Annotated in this window: 15 protein-coding genes; 7 read left to right on the top strand and 8 right to left on the bottom strand. The window is 65.7% G+C overall.

What is annotated here, in order from left to right; all coding sequences use genetic code 11:
* Position 1: 1 nt before the first annotated feature.
* The 5 genes from G6N33_RS20180 to G6N33_RS27775 all read right to left on the bottom strand — a co-directional run bounded on the left by G6N33_RS20180 (position 2) and on the right by G6N33_RS27775 (position 4,688).
* On the bottom strand, positions 2-628 hold the full coding sequence (locus G6N33_RS20180; RefSeq protein ID WP_044507234.1) for a TetR/AcrR family transcriptional regulator: 627 nt from the start codon (positions 626-628) through the stop codon (positions 2-4).
* A 44-nt stretch (positions 629-672) separates the two neighbouring features.
* A complete protein-coding gene (locus tag G6N33_RS20175; RefSeq protein WP_044507236.1) occupies positions 673-1,497 on the bottom strand; it encodes an SDR family NAD(P)-dependent oxidoreductase in 825 nt (274 codons plus the stop codon).
* Between the two features lie 86 nt (positions 1,498-1,583).
* Positions 1,584-3,197 carry a benzoylformate decarboxylase gene (mdlC, locus tag G6N33_RS20170; RefSeq protein WP_044512135.1) on the bottom strand — a complete coding sequence of 538 codons (1,614 nt, stop codon included), beginning with the start codon at positions 3,195-3,197 and terminating at the stop codon, positions 1,584-1,586.
* A gap of 127 nt (positions 3,198-3,324) precedes the next feature.
* Positions 3,325-4,545, bottom strand: a complete 1,221-nt coding sequence (locus G6N33_RS20165; RefSeq protein ID WP_044512136.1) for a cytochrome P450 — start codon at positions 4,543-4,545, stop codon at positions 3,325-3,327.
* A gap of 11 nt (positions 4,546-4,556) precedes the next feature.
* Positions 4,557-4,688, bottom strand: coding sequence for a hypothetical protein (locus G6N33_RS27775; RefSeq protein WP_269210862.1), 132 nt, complete (start codon positions 4,686-4,688; stop codon positions 4,557-4,559).
* A 107-nt stretch (positions 4,689-4,795) separates the two neighbouring features.
* Between G6N33_RS27775 and G6N33_RS20155 the strand changes: the two genes are divergently transcribed.
* A complete protein-coding gene (locus G6N33_RS20155) occupies positions 4,796-6,292 on the top strand; it encodes an acyl-CoA carboxylase subunit beta (RefSeq protein WP_061556458.1) in 1,497 nt (498 codons plus the stop codon).
* A gap of 13 nt (positions 6,293-6,305) precedes the next feature.
* Here G6N33_RS20155 and G6N33_RS20150 read toward each other — a convergent pair whose 3' ends face one another.
* From G6N33_RS20150 to G6N33_RS20140, 3 genes are read right to left on the bottom strand one after another with little or no spacing between them, the layout of a single operon-like run.
* Positions 6,306-7,349 carry a TIGR03857 family LLM class F420-dependent oxidoreductase gene (locus tag G6N33_RS20150; RefSeq protein WP_044512138.1) on the bottom strand — a complete coding sequence of 348 codons (1,044 nt, stop codon included), beginning with the start codon at positions 7,347-7,349 and terminating at the stop codon, positions 6,306-6,308.
* Entirely contained in the window at positions 7,346-7,726 is a 381-nt protein-coding gene (locus G6N33_RS20145; RefSeq protein WP_044507240.1) for a nuclear transport factor 2 family protein, read from the bottom strand. Before G6N33_RS20145 ends, G6N33_RS20150 begins: the two co-directional genes overlap by 4 nt.
* On the bottom strand, positions 7,726-8,862 hold the full coding sequence (locus G6N33_RS20140) for an alpha/beta hydrolase family protein (RefSeq protein WP_044512140.1): 1,137 nt from the start codon (positions 8,860-8,862) through the stop codon (positions 7,726-7,728). Before G6N33_RS20140 ends, G6N33_RS20145 begins: the two co-directional genes overlap by 1 nt.
* Before the next feature lie 254 nt (positions 8,863-9,116).
* Here G6N33_RS20140 and G6N33_RS20135 point away from each other — a divergent pair, with 254 nt between their 5' ends.
* From G6N33_RS20135 to G6N33_RS20110, 6 genes are all read left to right on the top strand, one after another.
* Positions 9,117-9,737 carry a PaaI family thioesterase gene (locus tag G6N33_RS20135; RefSeq protein WP_044507242.1) on the top strand — a complete coding sequence of 207 codons (621 nt, stop codon included), beginning with the start codon at positions 9,117-9,119 and terminating at the stop codon, positions 9,735-9,737.
* Positions 9,738-9,745: 8 nt separating this feature from the next.
* Positions 9,746-11,425, top strand: a complete 1,680-nt coding sequence (locus G6N33_RS20130; RefSeq protein WP_044507244.1) for an acyl-CoA synthetase — start codon at positions 9,746-9,748, stop codon at positions 11,423-11,425.
* A 230-nt stretch (positions 11,426-11,655) separates the two neighbouring features.
* On the top strand, positions 11,656-12,657 hold the full coding sequence (locus G6N33_RS20125) for an alpha/beta fold hydrolase (protein ID WP_196806382.1): 1,002 nt from the start codon (positions 11,656-11,658) through the stop codon (positions 12,655-12,657).
* 169 nt (positions 12,658-12,826) lie between these two features.
* Positions 12,827-14,053: a cytochrome P450 gene (locus tag G6N33_RS20120; protein ID WP_044512143.1), complete on the top strand. Its 1,227-nt coding sequence runs from the start codon at positions 12,827-12,829 to the stop codon at positions 14,051-14,053.
* 26 nt (positions 14,054-14,079) lie between these two features.
* A complete protein-coding gene (locus G6N33_RS20115; RefSeq protein WP_044512144.1) occupies positions 14,080-15,297 on the top strand; it encodes a CaiB/BaiF CoA transferase family protein in 1,218 nt (405 codons plus the stop codon).
* A 13-nt stretch (positions 15,298-15,310) separates the two neighbouring features.
* The gene (locus G6N33_RS20110; protein ID WP_044507245.1) at positions 15,311-16,456 is read left to right on the top strand and encodes a thiolase family protein; all 1,146 of its coding nucleotides are present in this window, start codon (positions 15,311-15,313) and stop codon (positions 16,454-16,456) included.
* The last annotated feature ends 66 nt before the right edge of the window (positions 16,457-16,522 follow it).

Raw genomic sequence — 16,522 nt, 5'->3', positions numbered from 1 at the left:
CCTAGTCGCCGCAAACCGGAATCGATTGCAGCAGTGCAGTGATCAGTTCCGCGAGCAGGTCTGGGTTGATGCTGCCAGGGCGCAGGGCCTCTTCCATCGCGACGCCCAGGTTGATGGTGACGACGAGCTGGGCGACGTCGACCAGCCGCCGGTCCGACGGCACCGCGTCGGTCGATTCGACGATGTGCAGGGCCTGGTCTGCCGCGGCGCGACGGCGCCCGATCAGCCGCTCGCGCAGCTGCGGATCGCGCTGGGCACGCAGCCAGTACTCCACGAGTAGCACGTAATAGTCGGAGTTGTCGCGCACCGAATCGAGTACCGACCGGCTCACCTCGCGCGCCGCCGCGGCCCGGTCGCCACCGCTGCTGTCCAGCGCTACCGCGATCTGCTCGCCACGCAGCTCGAACTCGCGGTCGACCAAAGCCAGGAACAGCTCGTCCTTGGACTCGAAATTCGAATAGACCGCGCCCTTGGTGAATCCCGCGGCCTGCCCGATTGCGTCGATGGTGGCACCGGCAAACCCTTCGGCCGCGAACACTTTCGAGGCCGCATCCAGGATTCGGTCGCGGACCTCACCCCGGGTGGGACGGGTGCGATGCGGCTTCACCGGTGACATGTCCAGCAGCATACTCTTCAGTATCGACTGGATACTGAGAAGTATCGAATGTCACGTCAGCCGATCTTGGCCAGGGTGCGCTCCCACAGCTCGGCGGCCAACGCGCGGTCGTTCGCCAATCTGCTGGCCTTGGCGATCTTGCGCTGTGCGTAGTACTCGCCGGGCGTCCACTGCGAACCGGGCGTGCTGGAGGCAAGCCGGACCAACTGGTCGGCGCCCTCGTCCGGGGTCGAGATGAATAGCGCCGCCGGGGTGTATCGCTGCATGAACACCAGGAACCGCGATCCCGAAGCGACGCCGATGTTGGAGTTGACGTTGCCGGGATGCACGGTTGCGGCGGAAAGGCCACTGGTCTGGTAGCGCCGATGTAATTCCTTGGTAAACAACACGATTGCCAGCTTCGAGAGGGCGTAGGCGGCGGCGGGCCGGCGGCTGGCCGTGTGCTCCAGGTCGTCAACGGTGGCTCGACGAATCAGCTTGTGCGACGAGCTGGTTGTGTTGACGACGGTGGCGCGCGACTCCAGCAGCACATCCAGCAATTGGGTGGTCAGCAGGAACGGCGCCAGGTAGTTGACCTGATAGGTGCGTTCGTAGCCGTCGGGTGTCAGCTCGATCTTGCTGGCCATTCTGCCGGCGTTGTTGATCAACACATCGATGCGCGGGTACTGCGAGCGAATCTTGTCCGATAGCGCCCTAACCTGGGACAGGTCGCCGTAATCGACGACGAAATAGTCCGCACCCAATTCGGCGGCCACCGCTTGCGTCTTGGATTGCGAGCGGCCCACCACGACGACCTGGTCACCGTTGCGGTGCAGTCGGCGCGCCGCTGCCGCGCCGATCCCGTCGCTGGCTCCGGTGATCACAATCGTCTTCCGCGTCATTGCGAGACCTCCACGGGGAGTGTAGCGGGCAGGCGTTAAGCGGTCCGCTCAACGAACCGAGGGCTGCCAGCGCAGGGCCGCCCGGGTCAGCCCAGGTGCGCCAGCTGCGGCTTGGTGTGCACCACGATGACCGTGGGTCCGTCGACCGTCAGCGCCGCCGTGAATTCCGCGGCGAGTTTTTCGGTGGTATCGACGTCGACCGTTCGGCAGCCGTAACCCGTTGCCAGAGCGCCAATGTCGAGCCCTGGCAGCTCAAGGCCGGGCACGTTGGGGGTCTCCTCCAGCAAGGCGAACGCCTTGAGCCCCCCGTATTCCTCGTTGCGCATCACCACGAAGACGATGGGCAGCTTGTGCTGAGCGGCGGTGTAGATCGCCTGGATCGAGTACTGGAAGGAACCGTCGCCGATCGTCGCAATCACGGTGCGATGGACCCCGCGGGCGCGATCGCCGAGCGCGATGCCGACCGCGCCCGGCACACCCCAGCCGATGCCCCCGCTGGCCGTTGCGAAGAACGAACCGGGCCGCGTGGTGGGCAGCCAGTGCAGCTGCTGGGCCATCGTCGACGTCGACTCCATCACGACCGGAGAATCCGCGGGCTTGACGGTGGCCAGTGTGGACCATGCCGCGTCCGGCGTCAGCGGCGAAGAATCCGCGTCGACAATGTTGATCTCCGGGGCCGGCGCCGCCGCGGCCGCCGTGCGGCCGCGGCCGTCGATCAGCCCCACCAACTGCTCCAGCGCCAACCGGGTGTCACCGATCAGGCTGTCACCGACCGGGGCGGCCCCGGCCAGCGCGGGATCGGCGGTAATGTGCAGCAATTCGCTGCCCTCCGGCAGGTAATCGCCGGCGACGTACGGGTAGTACCGGAACACCTGCGCGCCGATCACCACGACCAGGTCGTGGCCACGAAGTGCCTCCGCCACACCGGCAATCGTCAGCGGCAGCATGCCCCGGTACTGCGGGTGATTCTCCGGAAACGACACCCGGTCCGGCAGCGGTCCGTTGTGCACCGGGGCGCCGAGCTTCTCGGCGAACGCCACGCCGGCGTCCCAGCCGCCGGCCCGGTCGACCTCGGGGCCGAACACCAGCAGCGGCCGCTGCGCGCGGTTGATCCGGTCGGCGAATTCCTTCAGCCGCTCGGCGTCGGGCGCCACCCGGTGGCTGACGGTGCGCACCACCGCCGGGCCCAGTGCCGGCTTGTCCCAGTCGTCCAGTGGGATCGACAAATACACCGGCCCCGCCGGCGGTTGCAGGGCCACGGTGTAGGCACGCATGAATGCCGCCGGCACATCCTCGGCGCGCTTGGGTTCGTACGCCCACTTGACCCAGGGCAACGGCAGCAACGTCTCGTTGGGGTTGGTCAGGTACGGATCGCACAGCACCATTTCCCGGGTCTGCTGGCCGGCCGTGACGATCAGTGGAGTGTTGCCGCGATACGCAGACATCAGGCTGCCCATCGCGTTGCCGGTGCCGGCGCTGGTGTGCAGGTTGACCAGCGTGGGTCTGCCGGTGGACTGCGCGAAACCGTCGGCCATCGCCAGCACCGAAGCCTCTTGCAGCCCAAGGACATACCTGAAATCACTGGGGAAGTTCTTCAGGAACGTCTGCTCGGTGGACCCGGGGTTGCCGAATACCGTCGTCAAGCCCAGCTCGCGAAGCAAATCGTAGGTGACCTGGTGGATCGTTGCGCCGTGTGCCATGAGCTGCTGCCCAACTTTCTGTACCCAAGCGGTCATCGGCGCCCGCACCGTGCGCCGCGATTCAGTCTCGCCCATGCGCGTGGCGCTGTCGATGGGAACGAGAAGAACGCCTGACTCCCTGACGGGCTCAGGTCAGCACGTAGCGCACCGGCAGGTGTTTGAGGCCGCCGACGAACGTGGTGGCGACCAACTCCGGAGCACCGGTCAGCTCAATGGATTTGAGCCTGGGCAGCAACTCGGAGAAGAAGCTGTTGACTTCCATGCGGGCCAGGGCCGCGCCCATGCAGAAGTGCACTCCGTACCCGAAGGCAAGGTGCTTGTTGGGGTCACGTCCGACGTCGAAACGGAACGGTTCGTCGAAGACATCCTCGTCGCGGTTGGCCGAAACGTAGGACAGCAGGACCGAATCCCCCGCGGCGATCGGCACTCCCCGCACGGTGGTGTCCTCGGCGGCGGTCCGCATGAATTCCTTGACGGGAGTCACCCAGCGGATCATCTCCTCGGTGGCCAACGGCATCAGGTCCAAATTGCGCCGCAGGCGGTCGAGCTGGTCGGGGTTCTCGATGAGCGCCTGCAGCCCACCGGAGATGGTCGCACTGGTGGTGTCATGCCCCGCGGTGGCCACGATGAGGTAGTACGACACGGTGTCGATGTCCGACAACGGTTCACCGTCAACGCGGGCGTTGGCAATCGCCGAGGCGAGATCCTCGGTCGGGTGCGCGCGGCGCGCCTCGGTGACGCCATTGAAGTAACTGAACATGTCCAGCAGCGCCGGAATCTGATCCTCATTCGAAGTGCCGCGCTTGAATTCGGAGTCGTCGCTGCCGAACAGCTCCTGGGTGAGCTTGAGCATGCGGGGGAAGTCCGCCTCCGGGATGCCCAGCAGCGACATGATGACGTACAGCGGGTAGTTCACCGCGACTTGCTGCACGAAGTCGCATTCGGGGCCGACCGCCAGCATCTTGTCGACGTAGATCTTGGCGAGTTCGTCCACACGCATTTTCAACGCGCGCATGGCCTTTGGCCGAAACCAGTCCGAGCCGATCGCGCGCACCACACGGTGTTGCGGGTCGTCCAGGTGGATCAGCGTGCGGACGCCGGCGGCGGCCTGCAGCTCGTCGCCCTCCGCCGTGGTGAGCACCGGCCGGGGCCAGTTGGTGAACTGCATGTTCTGCCGCTCGATGTCCATGACGTCGGCGTGTTTGGTGATCGCCCAGAAGGGCTTGTAGTCCGGCACCTCGACCCAGGACACCGGCGCGGCGGCTCGTAGGTGAGTCAGCGCGGCGTGCAGCCCGGTCTCGTCGGTGTACGCCAACGGATCTGCCAACACCCGACCGGCGTCATCCATCGTCGTCGTGCTCACTGGCCAAACTCCTTCATTGCGACGGTGCCGTCATAGCCCTGCTGTTCCAGCTTGCCGACCGCGTCGACCACGCGCTGCAGCCGATTGGGGATGCCGCCGTCGATCTTGAGGCGGAGCCCGTCAGACATGCGGGTAACTTTACAGTAAGTAATCCAGTATGTGACCCTGCATATCGCGCGGCGATCGCAGGCGCGAGGTGGCGCGCCCGAGGGCATCCGTGAGGTAGGACTGACGCATGACGAAAGCCCAGGATTGGGACGGGACACTCGACGACCTCGAACGTCGCCGTCAACACGCGTGGGGAATGGGCGGGCCCGAGCGGCTCGACAAGCACCGGGCCAAGGGCAAGCTCGACGCGCGTGCCCGGATCGAGCACCTGCTCGACCCAGGCACCTTCCGCGAGATCGGCACCCTGGTGGGCGGTGATGTCGCGGCCGACGCGCTGATCGTCGGGTCCGGGTCGATCAATGGCTCCCCGGTGATGCTGGGCGCCGAGGACTTCACCACCATGGCCGGCAGCATCGGTCCCGGCGGCAACTCCAAGCGATATCGCATCGCCGAGCTGGCGCTGCGCGACAAGATCCCGCTGGTGATGCTGCTCGAGGGCGCCGGCTTCCGGCCGACCGGCGGGCACTACGGACGCACTCCCACCGACCTGCTCGCCCAGGCGCAATGCTCGGGCCGCGTGCCGACAGTCGCCGCGGTGCTCGGCCCGTCGGCCGGCCACGGCGCGCTGGTGGCACCAGTCTGCGACTTCCGCATCATGAGCCGGCAGGGCGCGATCTTCACCGCTGGCCCACCCGTCGTCAAAGAGTCCACCGGAGAAGACATTTCGAAAGAGGATCTGGGCGGCCCCGATGTCGCGTTGCCCAGCGGGGTGATCCACAACCTGGCCGAGGACGACGAAGCCGTCCTCGCCGACATCCGTCGCTACCTGTCCTACTTTCCGCCCAGCGCCTGGTCCTACCCGTCGGCGCTGCCGCCCGACGAGGACAGCCAGCCACGGCCGACACCGGAACTGCTCGACATCGTCTCGCGCGACAACCGTCGCGTGTACGACATGCGAGCGGTGCTGGACGTGGTCTTCGATCGGCCCGACTGGTTCGAGGTGCAGCCACGGCTGGGGACCGCGATCATCTGCGCCCTGGCCCATCTCGGTGGCCACCCTGTCGCGGTAGTCGCCAATCAGCCTCAGGTGCTTGCCGGTTCGATCGACGCCGCGGCGGCGGACAAGGCCGCGCACTTCATCATGGTGGCGGACTCGTTCCACCTGCCGCTCGTCTTTCTCGCCGACAATCCCGGCATGCTGCCGGGGAGCCGGTCCGAACGCAGCGGCGTCCTGCGGGCCGGTGCGCGCATGTTCGCCGCCCAGACGGCGGCCACCACAGTGAAGCTGCACGTGACGCTACGCAAAGCGTACGGGTTCGGCTCAATGGTGATGTCGCTGTTGGGTTTCGACCACCAGGTCGCGACATTCGCCTATCCCGGCGCGACGATGGGGGCGATGAGCGCGGCCGCGTTGAGCCGGGCATCGCATGCCGGGGAGGATCTCGCCGAAAAACTGCGCAACGCCGAGTTGCAGGCGTCCTACCGATCGGCCGAAGGTATGGGTTTCGACGAACTCATCGATCCTCGCGAGACGCGGGATGCGTTGCTGGCGGCCCTGCTGCGGGGATTGTCCAGTCGCCAGGTTGCGGCCGAACCGGTAACGCGCACTGTGATCATGCCCTGACCCGGGCCGCCCGTCAGGCCCCGGCCCGGTAGGCGGTGACCACCGGCGCCAGCTCGTCGGGGGTCGCGCCGTGCATGATCACCGCGTCGGCGCCATAGTCGAACTCCTTGCGGATGCGCTCGGCGCACTGCTGGGCCGAGCCGGTGGCCGCCGGCGCCAGCCATTCGTCGGGGATCAGCGTCGCGATGTGTTCGATCTGCTCGGCGGTGGCCTTGTGATCGATGCCGCCCGCGATCGAGGTCACCACCGAGTCGGACCGGAATCGTTCCAGCACAGCGGGATCCCAGTCGTTGGTGCGCACTAGCAAGTCACCGTAACCCTGCAGATAGGTGGCCAGCCGGGCGACAGTCTTCTTCAGCTTCAGCTCTTCGGGCAGGTGGTCGCCGACCGTGGCGAAGCACGACCATACTCGCACGCTGTCCGGATCGCGTCCGGCCTTCTCCGCGGCGGACTTGACCGTCTTGACACAGCGCTGCAACGTCTCGGGCGTGAAGTAGGTGTGCAGAATGACGTCGTCGAAGACGCGACCACCCAGGGCGAGGGTGTTGGGGCCGAAGGCCACCAGCGCGAGCCGGATGTCTTCGTCGAACGCGGGATCCAGGAACAGGATCGGGTATTTGCCCATCGGCCCGTCGTGGTTGAAGATCATTTCGCCGTGCCAGAGTCGGCGCATGACCTGGGCCCAGTCCTCCATCTGTGCGGTGGTGACCGCAGATATACCGAACGCGCCGTAGATCGCCGCGATCCCGCGGCCGATGCCCAGCGTGAATCGACCGCCGGACAGCCGGTGCATGGTGGTCGCCCACGAGGCGGTGATGAGCGGATGGCGGGTGTTGTGATTGGTTGCGGCCGTGGCGATCTGCATCCTGTTGGTCACCGCGCAGGCCGCACCGACCAGCGACGACGCTTCCTTGACATTCCACCGCTCGGAGATGAACGCGGTGCCGAAGCCGAGCTGTTCGCCGCGGCGGGCTTCGTCCACCAGGGTCGCCGGGCCCTCGCCGCCGGCGCCGGCCAGCAGGTAGTAGCCCAATTCGTCGAGCACGCGATCGGTCAATTCCACACTCCTTGGTGGTAGCCGCAATTCCAGACTTCGGTGATCCGGCCGGTGACGACGCGGAATACTTCGATGCTGGCGATCCGGGTTTCGGTGCCGTCCTTGCCGGTGATGGTGGAGTCGTAGACGATGGCGACGTGTTCGCCGTCGTCATCGGCGATGACCAGGATGGGCGCGAAGCGCAGCGAAATGACCTGTTGCCACATGTCCGAGACGCGGGCGACAGCCTCGGCGTGGGTCAGCGTTCGGGCAGCGCCGACCTCATGACGAATTACGTTGTCGCCCAGCAACTCGTCGGCCAGCTCGAGGTTGCACTCGTTCCAGACCACCAGGTTGTACAGTTCGACCACCTCACGCGCGGTCCGGATGGCCGTCATCAGTGCGACTCCGCCACCTCGCGCAGGAATCGCTCCGATACCTTCTGCACGCGACGGGAGAAGATATGGCCGACGTGACTGCCGTCGTACCAGTAGAGCTGGCCGCCCCAGCGCTGCTGCAACGCTTCGACGGGTTCACGCATCGCCATGCGATCGTGCCAGGCCCCGACGATGAGCCGACGTGCCGGCGGCGGCGCCGGGTCGACGGCCAACGGATCGATCACCGACGTCAGCTGGGCGACCACCGGCGATCCCAGCAGCTCCCGGAACTCCTCGCGCGCCGAACCCCAGCGCGACAGGTGCCGCGCGATCATCGCATTCAGCCCCAGAATCGGGGTGTAGAGACCCACCGCGTCGATCTGCCGTTCCAGGTGCGAAACCAGTGCGGCCACCGGGGTGCCCATCGAAATCCCGGACACCACAACGGCACTGGCCTGCTGCTGCACCCAGCGCACCACGGCGCGCACTTCGGACACCACCCGCATCATGACCGCGACGTTGCGCAGCGGATCCATGTCCGGATACGCCGGCCAGTCACGGCGGCGGCAGCCGTGCCCGGGCTGCACCGGGAGCGCGACGTTGAATCCCAGGCCGTGGTGGATACGGCCGATACGCGACAGCAGTAGGTCCTCGGTACCGCCCTGACCGGCGCCATGCACCCAGATCAGCCACGGCCGCGCACCGCCGCGATGACGGCACAGGTGCACCACCGCCCGACACGGACCGCTGTGCCCTTCAGCGGCCAGTGTCGGCGGCAGCTGCGGATCGTGTTCGAAGGTCATCCGCTCATAGGACAGTCTGCCGATCCGGCGTCGCCGTATCGAAGTCTCTCGCAACGGCTTTGGCGCGGTGTGTGCACCGTCGATGCCCAGCCGCGAGAGCTCCTCGGCGGCCGGAGCGCAGGCGTGCACCGGCCGGAGATCGTCGGGCAGGTTCCCGCTCAGCAGCGAGAAGCCACTCAGGACCAATTCGTCCAACAAGACCTCACCAAACTGGCGCACCCCCCGCGGCGTCGCCGGCACCCAGCCCGTCGACTCGTTGAGGCCGGACACCGTCCGGGGCACTACCAGGCCGAGTTCGCGGGCCAGCTCTGCGGAGAGGCCCACGGACCGTTTCGCCAGCGCGAATCCCGCCATGCCGGTCACCCTAAACCGCTAGCTCAGCCAAAAGCCGATCACCTGCACGTCGAAGGATCCCTCCGGCTGGTCGGCCACTTCCGTCATGTCGCTCCTTGCCGTCCGAGGGCGGTACTGCTGAAATCTATACTGTAACGAACTTAGTATGGTCGAAAACTATTTTGGAGGACAGGCGTGCGGGTCCCTTTCACCTGGAAGCTCACCGGCTGGTTCATGATCGAGCCGCTCCACGCATGGCAGGCCAAAGGATCCGCATGACCGACACCGCTCCCGGAACCCGCGGCGGGTTTCCGCAAATCTCTGCGGTCGAAGACGCGCCGCCGGAACTGGGCCGATTCGCCGAGGCGCTGCGCCGGTTGCAGGACCTCGCGGTGTCCACCAACCCGGACAGTTCGATATGGGCACGTGCGGCACAATATGTCGAAAACGCCTGCGCCTTGCTCGACGGCCACCAGGCTGCAGAGCACGTGACACCCGCCGGCCGCGTTCTGGAACTGCCCGGGCTCGGCCATCCGCTGCTGCCGCCGTGGACGCTGACCGAGTCCGGACCCGACGGCGTCACGATGGAAGGGCACTTCAGCCGGTCGCACGTCGGCGGCAATAACGCCGTGCACGGGGGCATGATCCCGCTGTTGTACGACTGGATGTTCGGCATGGTCGTTTCCACCGCGGGCATTCGCCCGACCCGCACCGCGTACCTGCATGTCGACTACCGCAAGATCACCCCGATCGATGAACCATTGATCGCCAAGGGCCGCATCAGCAATACCGACGGTCGGAAAGTCTTCATCTCCTCGACGATGACATCGGTCGATGGGTCGCTGCTCAGCGAGGCCAACGGCCTGATGGTCCGTCTGTTACCACACCAACCGTGAGAGGTCTGATGTCCGACACCGCTACACAATTCACGGTCCCCGCCGTCGCCCAGGCCGTCGCCGCCGCGATCGGCGACCGCGAGTTGCTCATCCAGGGCGATCGGCGCTTGAGCTATGCGCAGACCATCGAGCGGTCCAACCGTCTCGCCGCCTACCTACACTCCCGGGGCCTTGGCTGCCACACCGAGCGCTCCGCGCTTGCCGGGCATGAGACCGGTCAGGACCTGCTCGGCCTCTACGCCTACAACGGAAACGAATTCGTCGAATCGCTGCTCGGCGCCTTCACTGCCCGGGTGGCCCCCTTCAACGTCAATTTCCGCTACGTCAAGAGCGAATTGCAATACCTGCTGGCGGATTCGGGTGCCACCGCCCTGGTCTATCACGCCGCGTTCGCGCCGCGGGTGGCCGAGGTGCTGCCCGATCTGCCCCGATTGCGGGTGCTGATTCAGATTGCCGACGACTCTGGCAACGACTTGATCCACGGCGCAGTGGATTACGAGACCATTATCGGGTCGAGTCCGTCCGATCCGCCGCCGGTGCAGCATTCGCCGGACGACCTGTACGTCCTGTACACCGGCGGTACCACGGGCATGCCGAAGGGCGTGTTGTGGCGTCAGCACGACATCTTTATGACCTCCTTCGGAGGACGCAACCTGATGACCGGCGAACCCGCCGGCTCGGTCGATGAGATCGTGGCGCGAGTGACGGCCGGGCCCGGTACCAAGTTGATGATCTTGCCGCCGCTGATCCACGGAGCGGCGCAGTGGAGTGTGATGACCGCGCTCACCACCGGGCAGTCCGTCGTCTTCCCCACGGTGGTCGATCGTTTGGACGCTGACGATGTGGTGCGCACGATCGAGCGGGAACGGGTATCGGTGGTGACAGTGGTCGGAGACGCGATGGCCCGACCGTTGCTCGCCGCGATTGAGCAGACCCGCGACGACGGCGCACCCGACGTCTCCTCGCTGGCCGTGATCGCCAACGGCGGCGCCCTGCTAACTCCCTTCGTCAAGGAACGGTTGATCGAGGCCCTGCCCAATGTGGTTGTCGTGGACGGCGTCGGATCGTCGGAGACGGGCGCGCAAATGCATCACCTGTCCGCCTCCGGGGCGGTGTCCACCGGTACCTTCAACGCCGGCCCGGACACGTTCGTAGCGGCCGAGGACTTGTCATCGATCCTGCCACCGGGCCACGACGGGATCGGCTGGTTGGCGCAGCGCGGCTACGTTCCGCTCGGATACAAGGGTGACGCGACCAAGACCGCCGCGACCTTCCCCGTGATCGACGGCGTGCGATACGCGATTCCGGGCGACCGGGCACGCCACCACAAGAACGGAAACATCGAATTGCTGGGCCGTGATTCGGTGACGATCAACTCCGGCGGCGAGAAGATCTTCGTCGAGGAGGTCGAAACCGCGATAGCCTCGCATCCCGCGGTGGCCGACGTGGTGGTTACCGGACGGCCAAGCGAACGCTGGGGCCAGGAGGTCGTCGCGGTGGTCGCTCTCGCCGAAGGTGCGCACGCCGAAGCCGACGAACTGGTCGGCCACGCCGCCAAGTCGTTGGCCCGCTATAAGCTGCCCAAGGCAGTAGTGTTTCGTCGCGCGATCGAACGCAGCCCGTCGGGCAAGGCCGACTACCGCTGGGCACGCGAGCAGGCCGTCAGCGAGGCGGGCGGCGAAGAGTGACCCGCAAGGCCGCCGAACGTCTGGCAACGCCTGGTTCGTCAGAAAAGTTCGTCAGAAAAGTAGGTAGACAGCGAGCGATTTCAGCCAGCGAGTGAGCGGACATCGGTGGCGGCTCTTACGATGACGCGTGGGAATCGGGCCGGTCCCCGGTAAACCTTTTTCGTGTGGCACCGTTGCGGGGCGCGCGGTGATCGGGAAGGCGCTGGTGCGCCGAATGGAGGAACTGTTCGGTGCCCTACTCGACCGAGCACGATGGGTTCACGGACTCCGCAGCTGGATCCACGGAAGGATCTGACGACCGCGGCACGTCGAAACAGGATGCCGCACACACGGATTCGCGGTGGTTCCCAGGGTTCGACGCCGGAATCTTCGATAGCGACGGAACCTCCATCTACGCACGCTGGGGCGGCAACCCCGACGGCGACGCACTACTACTCGTGCACGGTTACCCGGAGACGCACCTGATGTGGCGCCATATCGCGCAGCGGCTCCAAGAGCGCTACTTTATTGTCCTGCCCGACCTGCGTGGCTACGGCGCCTCCGCCAAACCAGTCGGACTCCCCGATCACAGCAACTACAGCAAGCGGACCATGGCCAACGACCTCGTGGCGGTCATCGACCAGCTCGGGCGGGACTCGTTCTACCTCTGCGGGCACGACCGCGGCGCACGCGTCGCAGCCCGCCTGGCGCTCGACCACCCACACCGTGTCAGGAAGCTGTCCCTGTTGGACGTCGCCCCCACCCTCGACATGTACAGGGCCACCAGCAGAGAATTCGCGACCGCCTACTTTCACTGGTTCCTGCTCATCCAGCCCAGCCCGCTGCCTGAGGCTCTCATCGGAGGTAACCCGGCCGCCTACTTGGCCGTCGTGCTGCGACAATTCTCCGGCGGGAACGGCGACTACCTGGAACGCGACGTGGTCGCCGAGTACGAACGCGTTTTTTGCACACCAGAAACGCTGCACAGCACCGCAGAGGACTACCGGGCCAGCGCGGGCATCGACCTCGAGCACGACCAGCAGAGTCGCGATGACGGGCATCGAATCGGCTGCGACACGCAGGTTCTCATCGCCGAAAACGGAGTGGTACATCGACTCTTCGATGCGTACGCCCTCTGGCAAGCCCAATGCGCCGCAACTGTCACCGCGACGACGATGCCATCGGGACACTTCTTCCCTGAAGCGCTGCCCGACGAGACCACCGCCGCGCTCGTGAACTTCTTTTCCGCCTGACCCGGCGCGCCTGCCGATCCGAATCGTTGCACCACGGCGGAAGCGACGGTGGTGGCGAGTTGCACCCCGAGCTTCCGCCTCGAGCGGCACCGCAGGGACGGCTGCGCTCATATTGTCTACTGTAAGAACTACAGTATGATCTTACGCAATGCTGCCCGTTCCGTCGACGATGCTGGAGATCTCGGTGACGACCGACGTTGAAACCCCCGGCGACCGCACCGTCGATCTGCGTGACCCCTACCCATACTTCGCCTACCGTCGTCGCCGGTCCGGTGTCTTCCACGGAACGGTGATGGACTACACCAAGACACCCGAGTCTTTGCGACCCAAGAACGAGTACTCCGCGGTGTCATTCCACGCCGTCAACACCGCCTTTCGCGACGGCCGGGTGTTCAGCTCCAAGCCGTACGACAAGACGATCGGCCTGTTCATCGGCCCGACCATCCTGGCGATGCAGGGCAAGACCCACCGCGAACACCGAAACCTGGTGTCGGCGGCTTTCAAGTCCAAGGCACTGGCGCAGTGGGAGCCGACCATCGTCCGCCCGATCTGCAACGCGTTGATCGAGGAATTCGTCGAGACCGGCCGCGCGGACCTGATCCGCAACTTCACCTTCGAATTTCCCACCCGCGTCATCGCCCGGCTGTTGGGGTTGCCCGACGAGGATCTGCCGGTGTTCCGCAAGCGGGCCGTGCAATTGATCAGCTACCACGTCGACTACGAGAAGGCCTTCGAAGCGTCGGCGGCGCTGAAGGATTACTTCATCGAGCAGATCGAGCAGCGCAAGTCCAGACCCACCTGCAGACCGACCCAAGACATCATCGGCGATTTGGTCGGCGCCGAGATCGACGGCGAAAAGCTCAGCGACGAGGCTATCTATTCGTTCTTGCGGCTGCTGCTGCCCGCCGGGCTGGAAACCACCTACCGGTCCTCAGGCAATCTGCTGTACCTGTTGCTCAGCCATCCCGATCAATTCGCCGCGGTACAAGCCGATCACGGGCTGATCGGCCAGGCGATCGAGGAAGGCCTGCGCTTCGAGACGCCGCTGACCACCGTGCAACGGTTCACCACCGAGGACGTCGAGCTAGAAGGCGTGAGCATCCCGGCACGCTCGGTGGTCGGTGTGTGCATCGGGTCGGCCAACCGCGACGAAAAGCGTTGGGAGCGAGCGGAACAATTCGACATCTTCCGCAAGGCGGTCCCGCACATCTCATTCGCGGCCGGCGAGCACACCTGCCTCGGTCTGCATCTGGCGCGGTTGGAGACCCGCGTCGCGCTCGAATGCCTGCTGAGTCGGCTGACCAACTTCACCCTGCTCACCGACGAGGACCCGCACATCCACGGGCAACCTTTTCGTTCGCCGACGGCGCTGCCCGTAACTTTCGACGTCAAGTAGGAGTTGATGCCCAGATGGTCAAGGTAATGCAGGGTTTTCGCGTCCTCGAGGTTGCGCAGTTCACGTTCGTCCCCGCCGCGGGCGCAATCCTGGCTGATTGGGGCGCCGACGTCATCAAGGTCGAGCACCCGGCACGCGGTGACACGCAGCGAGGTTTTCTGAACATGGGCGGCATTCAGGTCAACCCGGACCGGCACCCGCTGATGGAGCACCCCAACCGCGGCAAGCGCAGCGTCGGGATCGACGTGTCCACGCCAGGCGGGCAGGAAGTCATCTATGAACTGGCCAAGACCTCGGACGTGTTTTTAACCAATTACATGCCCGCCCAGCGGCAGAAGAACAAATTCGACCTCGAGCACATTCGCGCGGTGAATCCGAACATCGTGTACGCGCGCGGTTCGGCGTACGGCGACAAGGGCGCCGAACGCAACGTCGGGGGCTACGACGGGACGGCGTTCTGGACCCGCAGCGGTATCGGCTACGCGCTGACGCCCGAGGGGCTGGGCGGCGCACTGGGACAAGGCATCCCCGCGTTCGGCGATTCGATCGGCGGCATGTTCATCGCGGGCGGCATCTCGGCGGCGTTGCTGCACCGTGAACGCACCGGGGAGGCGATCGAACTCGACGTATCGCTGTTGAGCACCGCCTGGTGGGCGGCCGGGGCCAGCATGACGCAAGGCATGGAGACCGGGGAGGTCATGCGCACGCCGATGCCGGGCACGGCCACCGCGATGTCGGTGAATCCGTTCATGGGCAACTACGAGACATCCGACGGCGGCACCATCAACCTGTGCATCATCAGCCCGACCGGCCTCATCCGGGACACCTTCGAACATCTCGGCATCCCCGAGGCCGCCGACGATCCACGCTTCTCCGAGGTGCTGCCGTTGATCCAGAACGCCAGCGCGGCCGCCGAACTCATCTCGAAAGCCTTTGCCGCCAAGCCTTTCGATTATTGGCGACAGCACCTCAAAACGATGAAGGGCCAGTGGGCTCCGTTCCAGAGCTTGCTGGACCTGGCCAACGACGACCAGGCCCTGGCCAACGACATGATCGCCGAGGTCGAGCTGGCCAGCGGTGGCGAACCGTTCAAGGTCGTGCGCGGCCCGGTGCAGTTCAACCATGAACCGCTGCAGACCTCCAGGGCACCACAGGCCTCCGAACATACCGAGCTCGTACTGATGGAGCTCGGTATGGACTGGGACCGAATCGAAGCGCTCAAGGAATCGGGGGCCATCGCGTGAGCAGCGGTCACCGATGAACGGCGTCGCGATCATCGGGGTGGGTCTGCATCCGTTCGGCCGCTTCGAGGGGAAGTCGGCGATGCAGATGGGTGTCGACGCCATCCTGGCGGCCGTCGCCGACGCCGGCGTCGCGTGGCGAGATATCCAGCTCGCCACCGGTGGGAGTTGGACGGTCGCCAACCCGGACGCCATCGTCGGCATGGTCGGCCTGACCGGGATTCCCTTCACCAACGTGTTCAACGCGTGCGCGACCGCGGCCAGTGCGGTGAAGGCCTGCGCCGACGCAATTCGGTTGGGCGACTACGACATCGGCATCGCGATCGGCCTCGACAAGCACCCGCGCGGGGCATTCACCGAGGATCCGGCGTTGGTGGGCACGCCGCGCTGGTATGCGGAGAACGGGCAATACCTGACCACTCAGTTTTTTGGCATGAAAGCCAACCGCTACCTGCACGAGAACAACGTCTCCCAACGGACGCTCGCCAGGGTGGCCGCCAAGAATTTCCGCAACGGTGCGTTGAACCCGAATGCGTTTCGCCGCAAGCCGATCCCCGAGAAAGACATCCTCAACTCGGCGATGCTCAATTACCCACTGACGCAATACATGTTCTGCGCACCCGACGAGGGAGCGGCCGCGGCGGTGATGTGCCGGGCCGACATCGCGCACCGCTACACCACCAAGCCCGTCTATCTGCGGGCGGTGGAGGTGCGCACCCGCCGGTACGGCGCCTACGAGGTCAACACCACCTTCGCGCCGGTCGAAGAGGACTTGGCGCCAACCGTTTACGCGGCCCGCAGCGCTTTCGAGAAGGCTGGTGTGGCTCCCGGTGATGTCGATGTGATTCAGCTACAGGACACCGACGCCGGTGCCGAAATCATCCACATGGCCGAGTGCGGGTTCTGCGAGCACGGCGAGCAGGAGAAGCTGCTGGTTGACGGCGCTACCGAGATCAGCGGCTCGATGCCGGTCAACACCGACGGAGGCCTGATCGCGAACGGCGAGCCGATCGGGGCTTCCGGGCTGCGGCAGATCCACGAAATCGTGCGGCAGCTCCGCGGACAGGCCGGCGAACGTCAGGTGCTGGGGCATCCGAAGGTCGGATTCACTCAGCTGTACGGCGCCCCCGGCACGGCCGCGGCGACCATCTTGACGACCTGACGCATTCGAACGTGCACTGCGGGCGGCAACACGCCGGAAAACGTTGCCGTGACGTGACACTGGACG

Origin of the sequence: Mycobacterium simiae (assembly GCF_010727605.1) — a bacterium.
GTDB lineage: Bacteria > Actinomycetota > Actinomycetes > Mycobacteriales > Mycobacteriaceae > Mycobacterium > Mycobacterium simiae.
The sequence above is the reverse complement of the archived record's forward strand: the minus strand, read 5'-3'. Positions and strand labels throughout refer to the sequence as shown.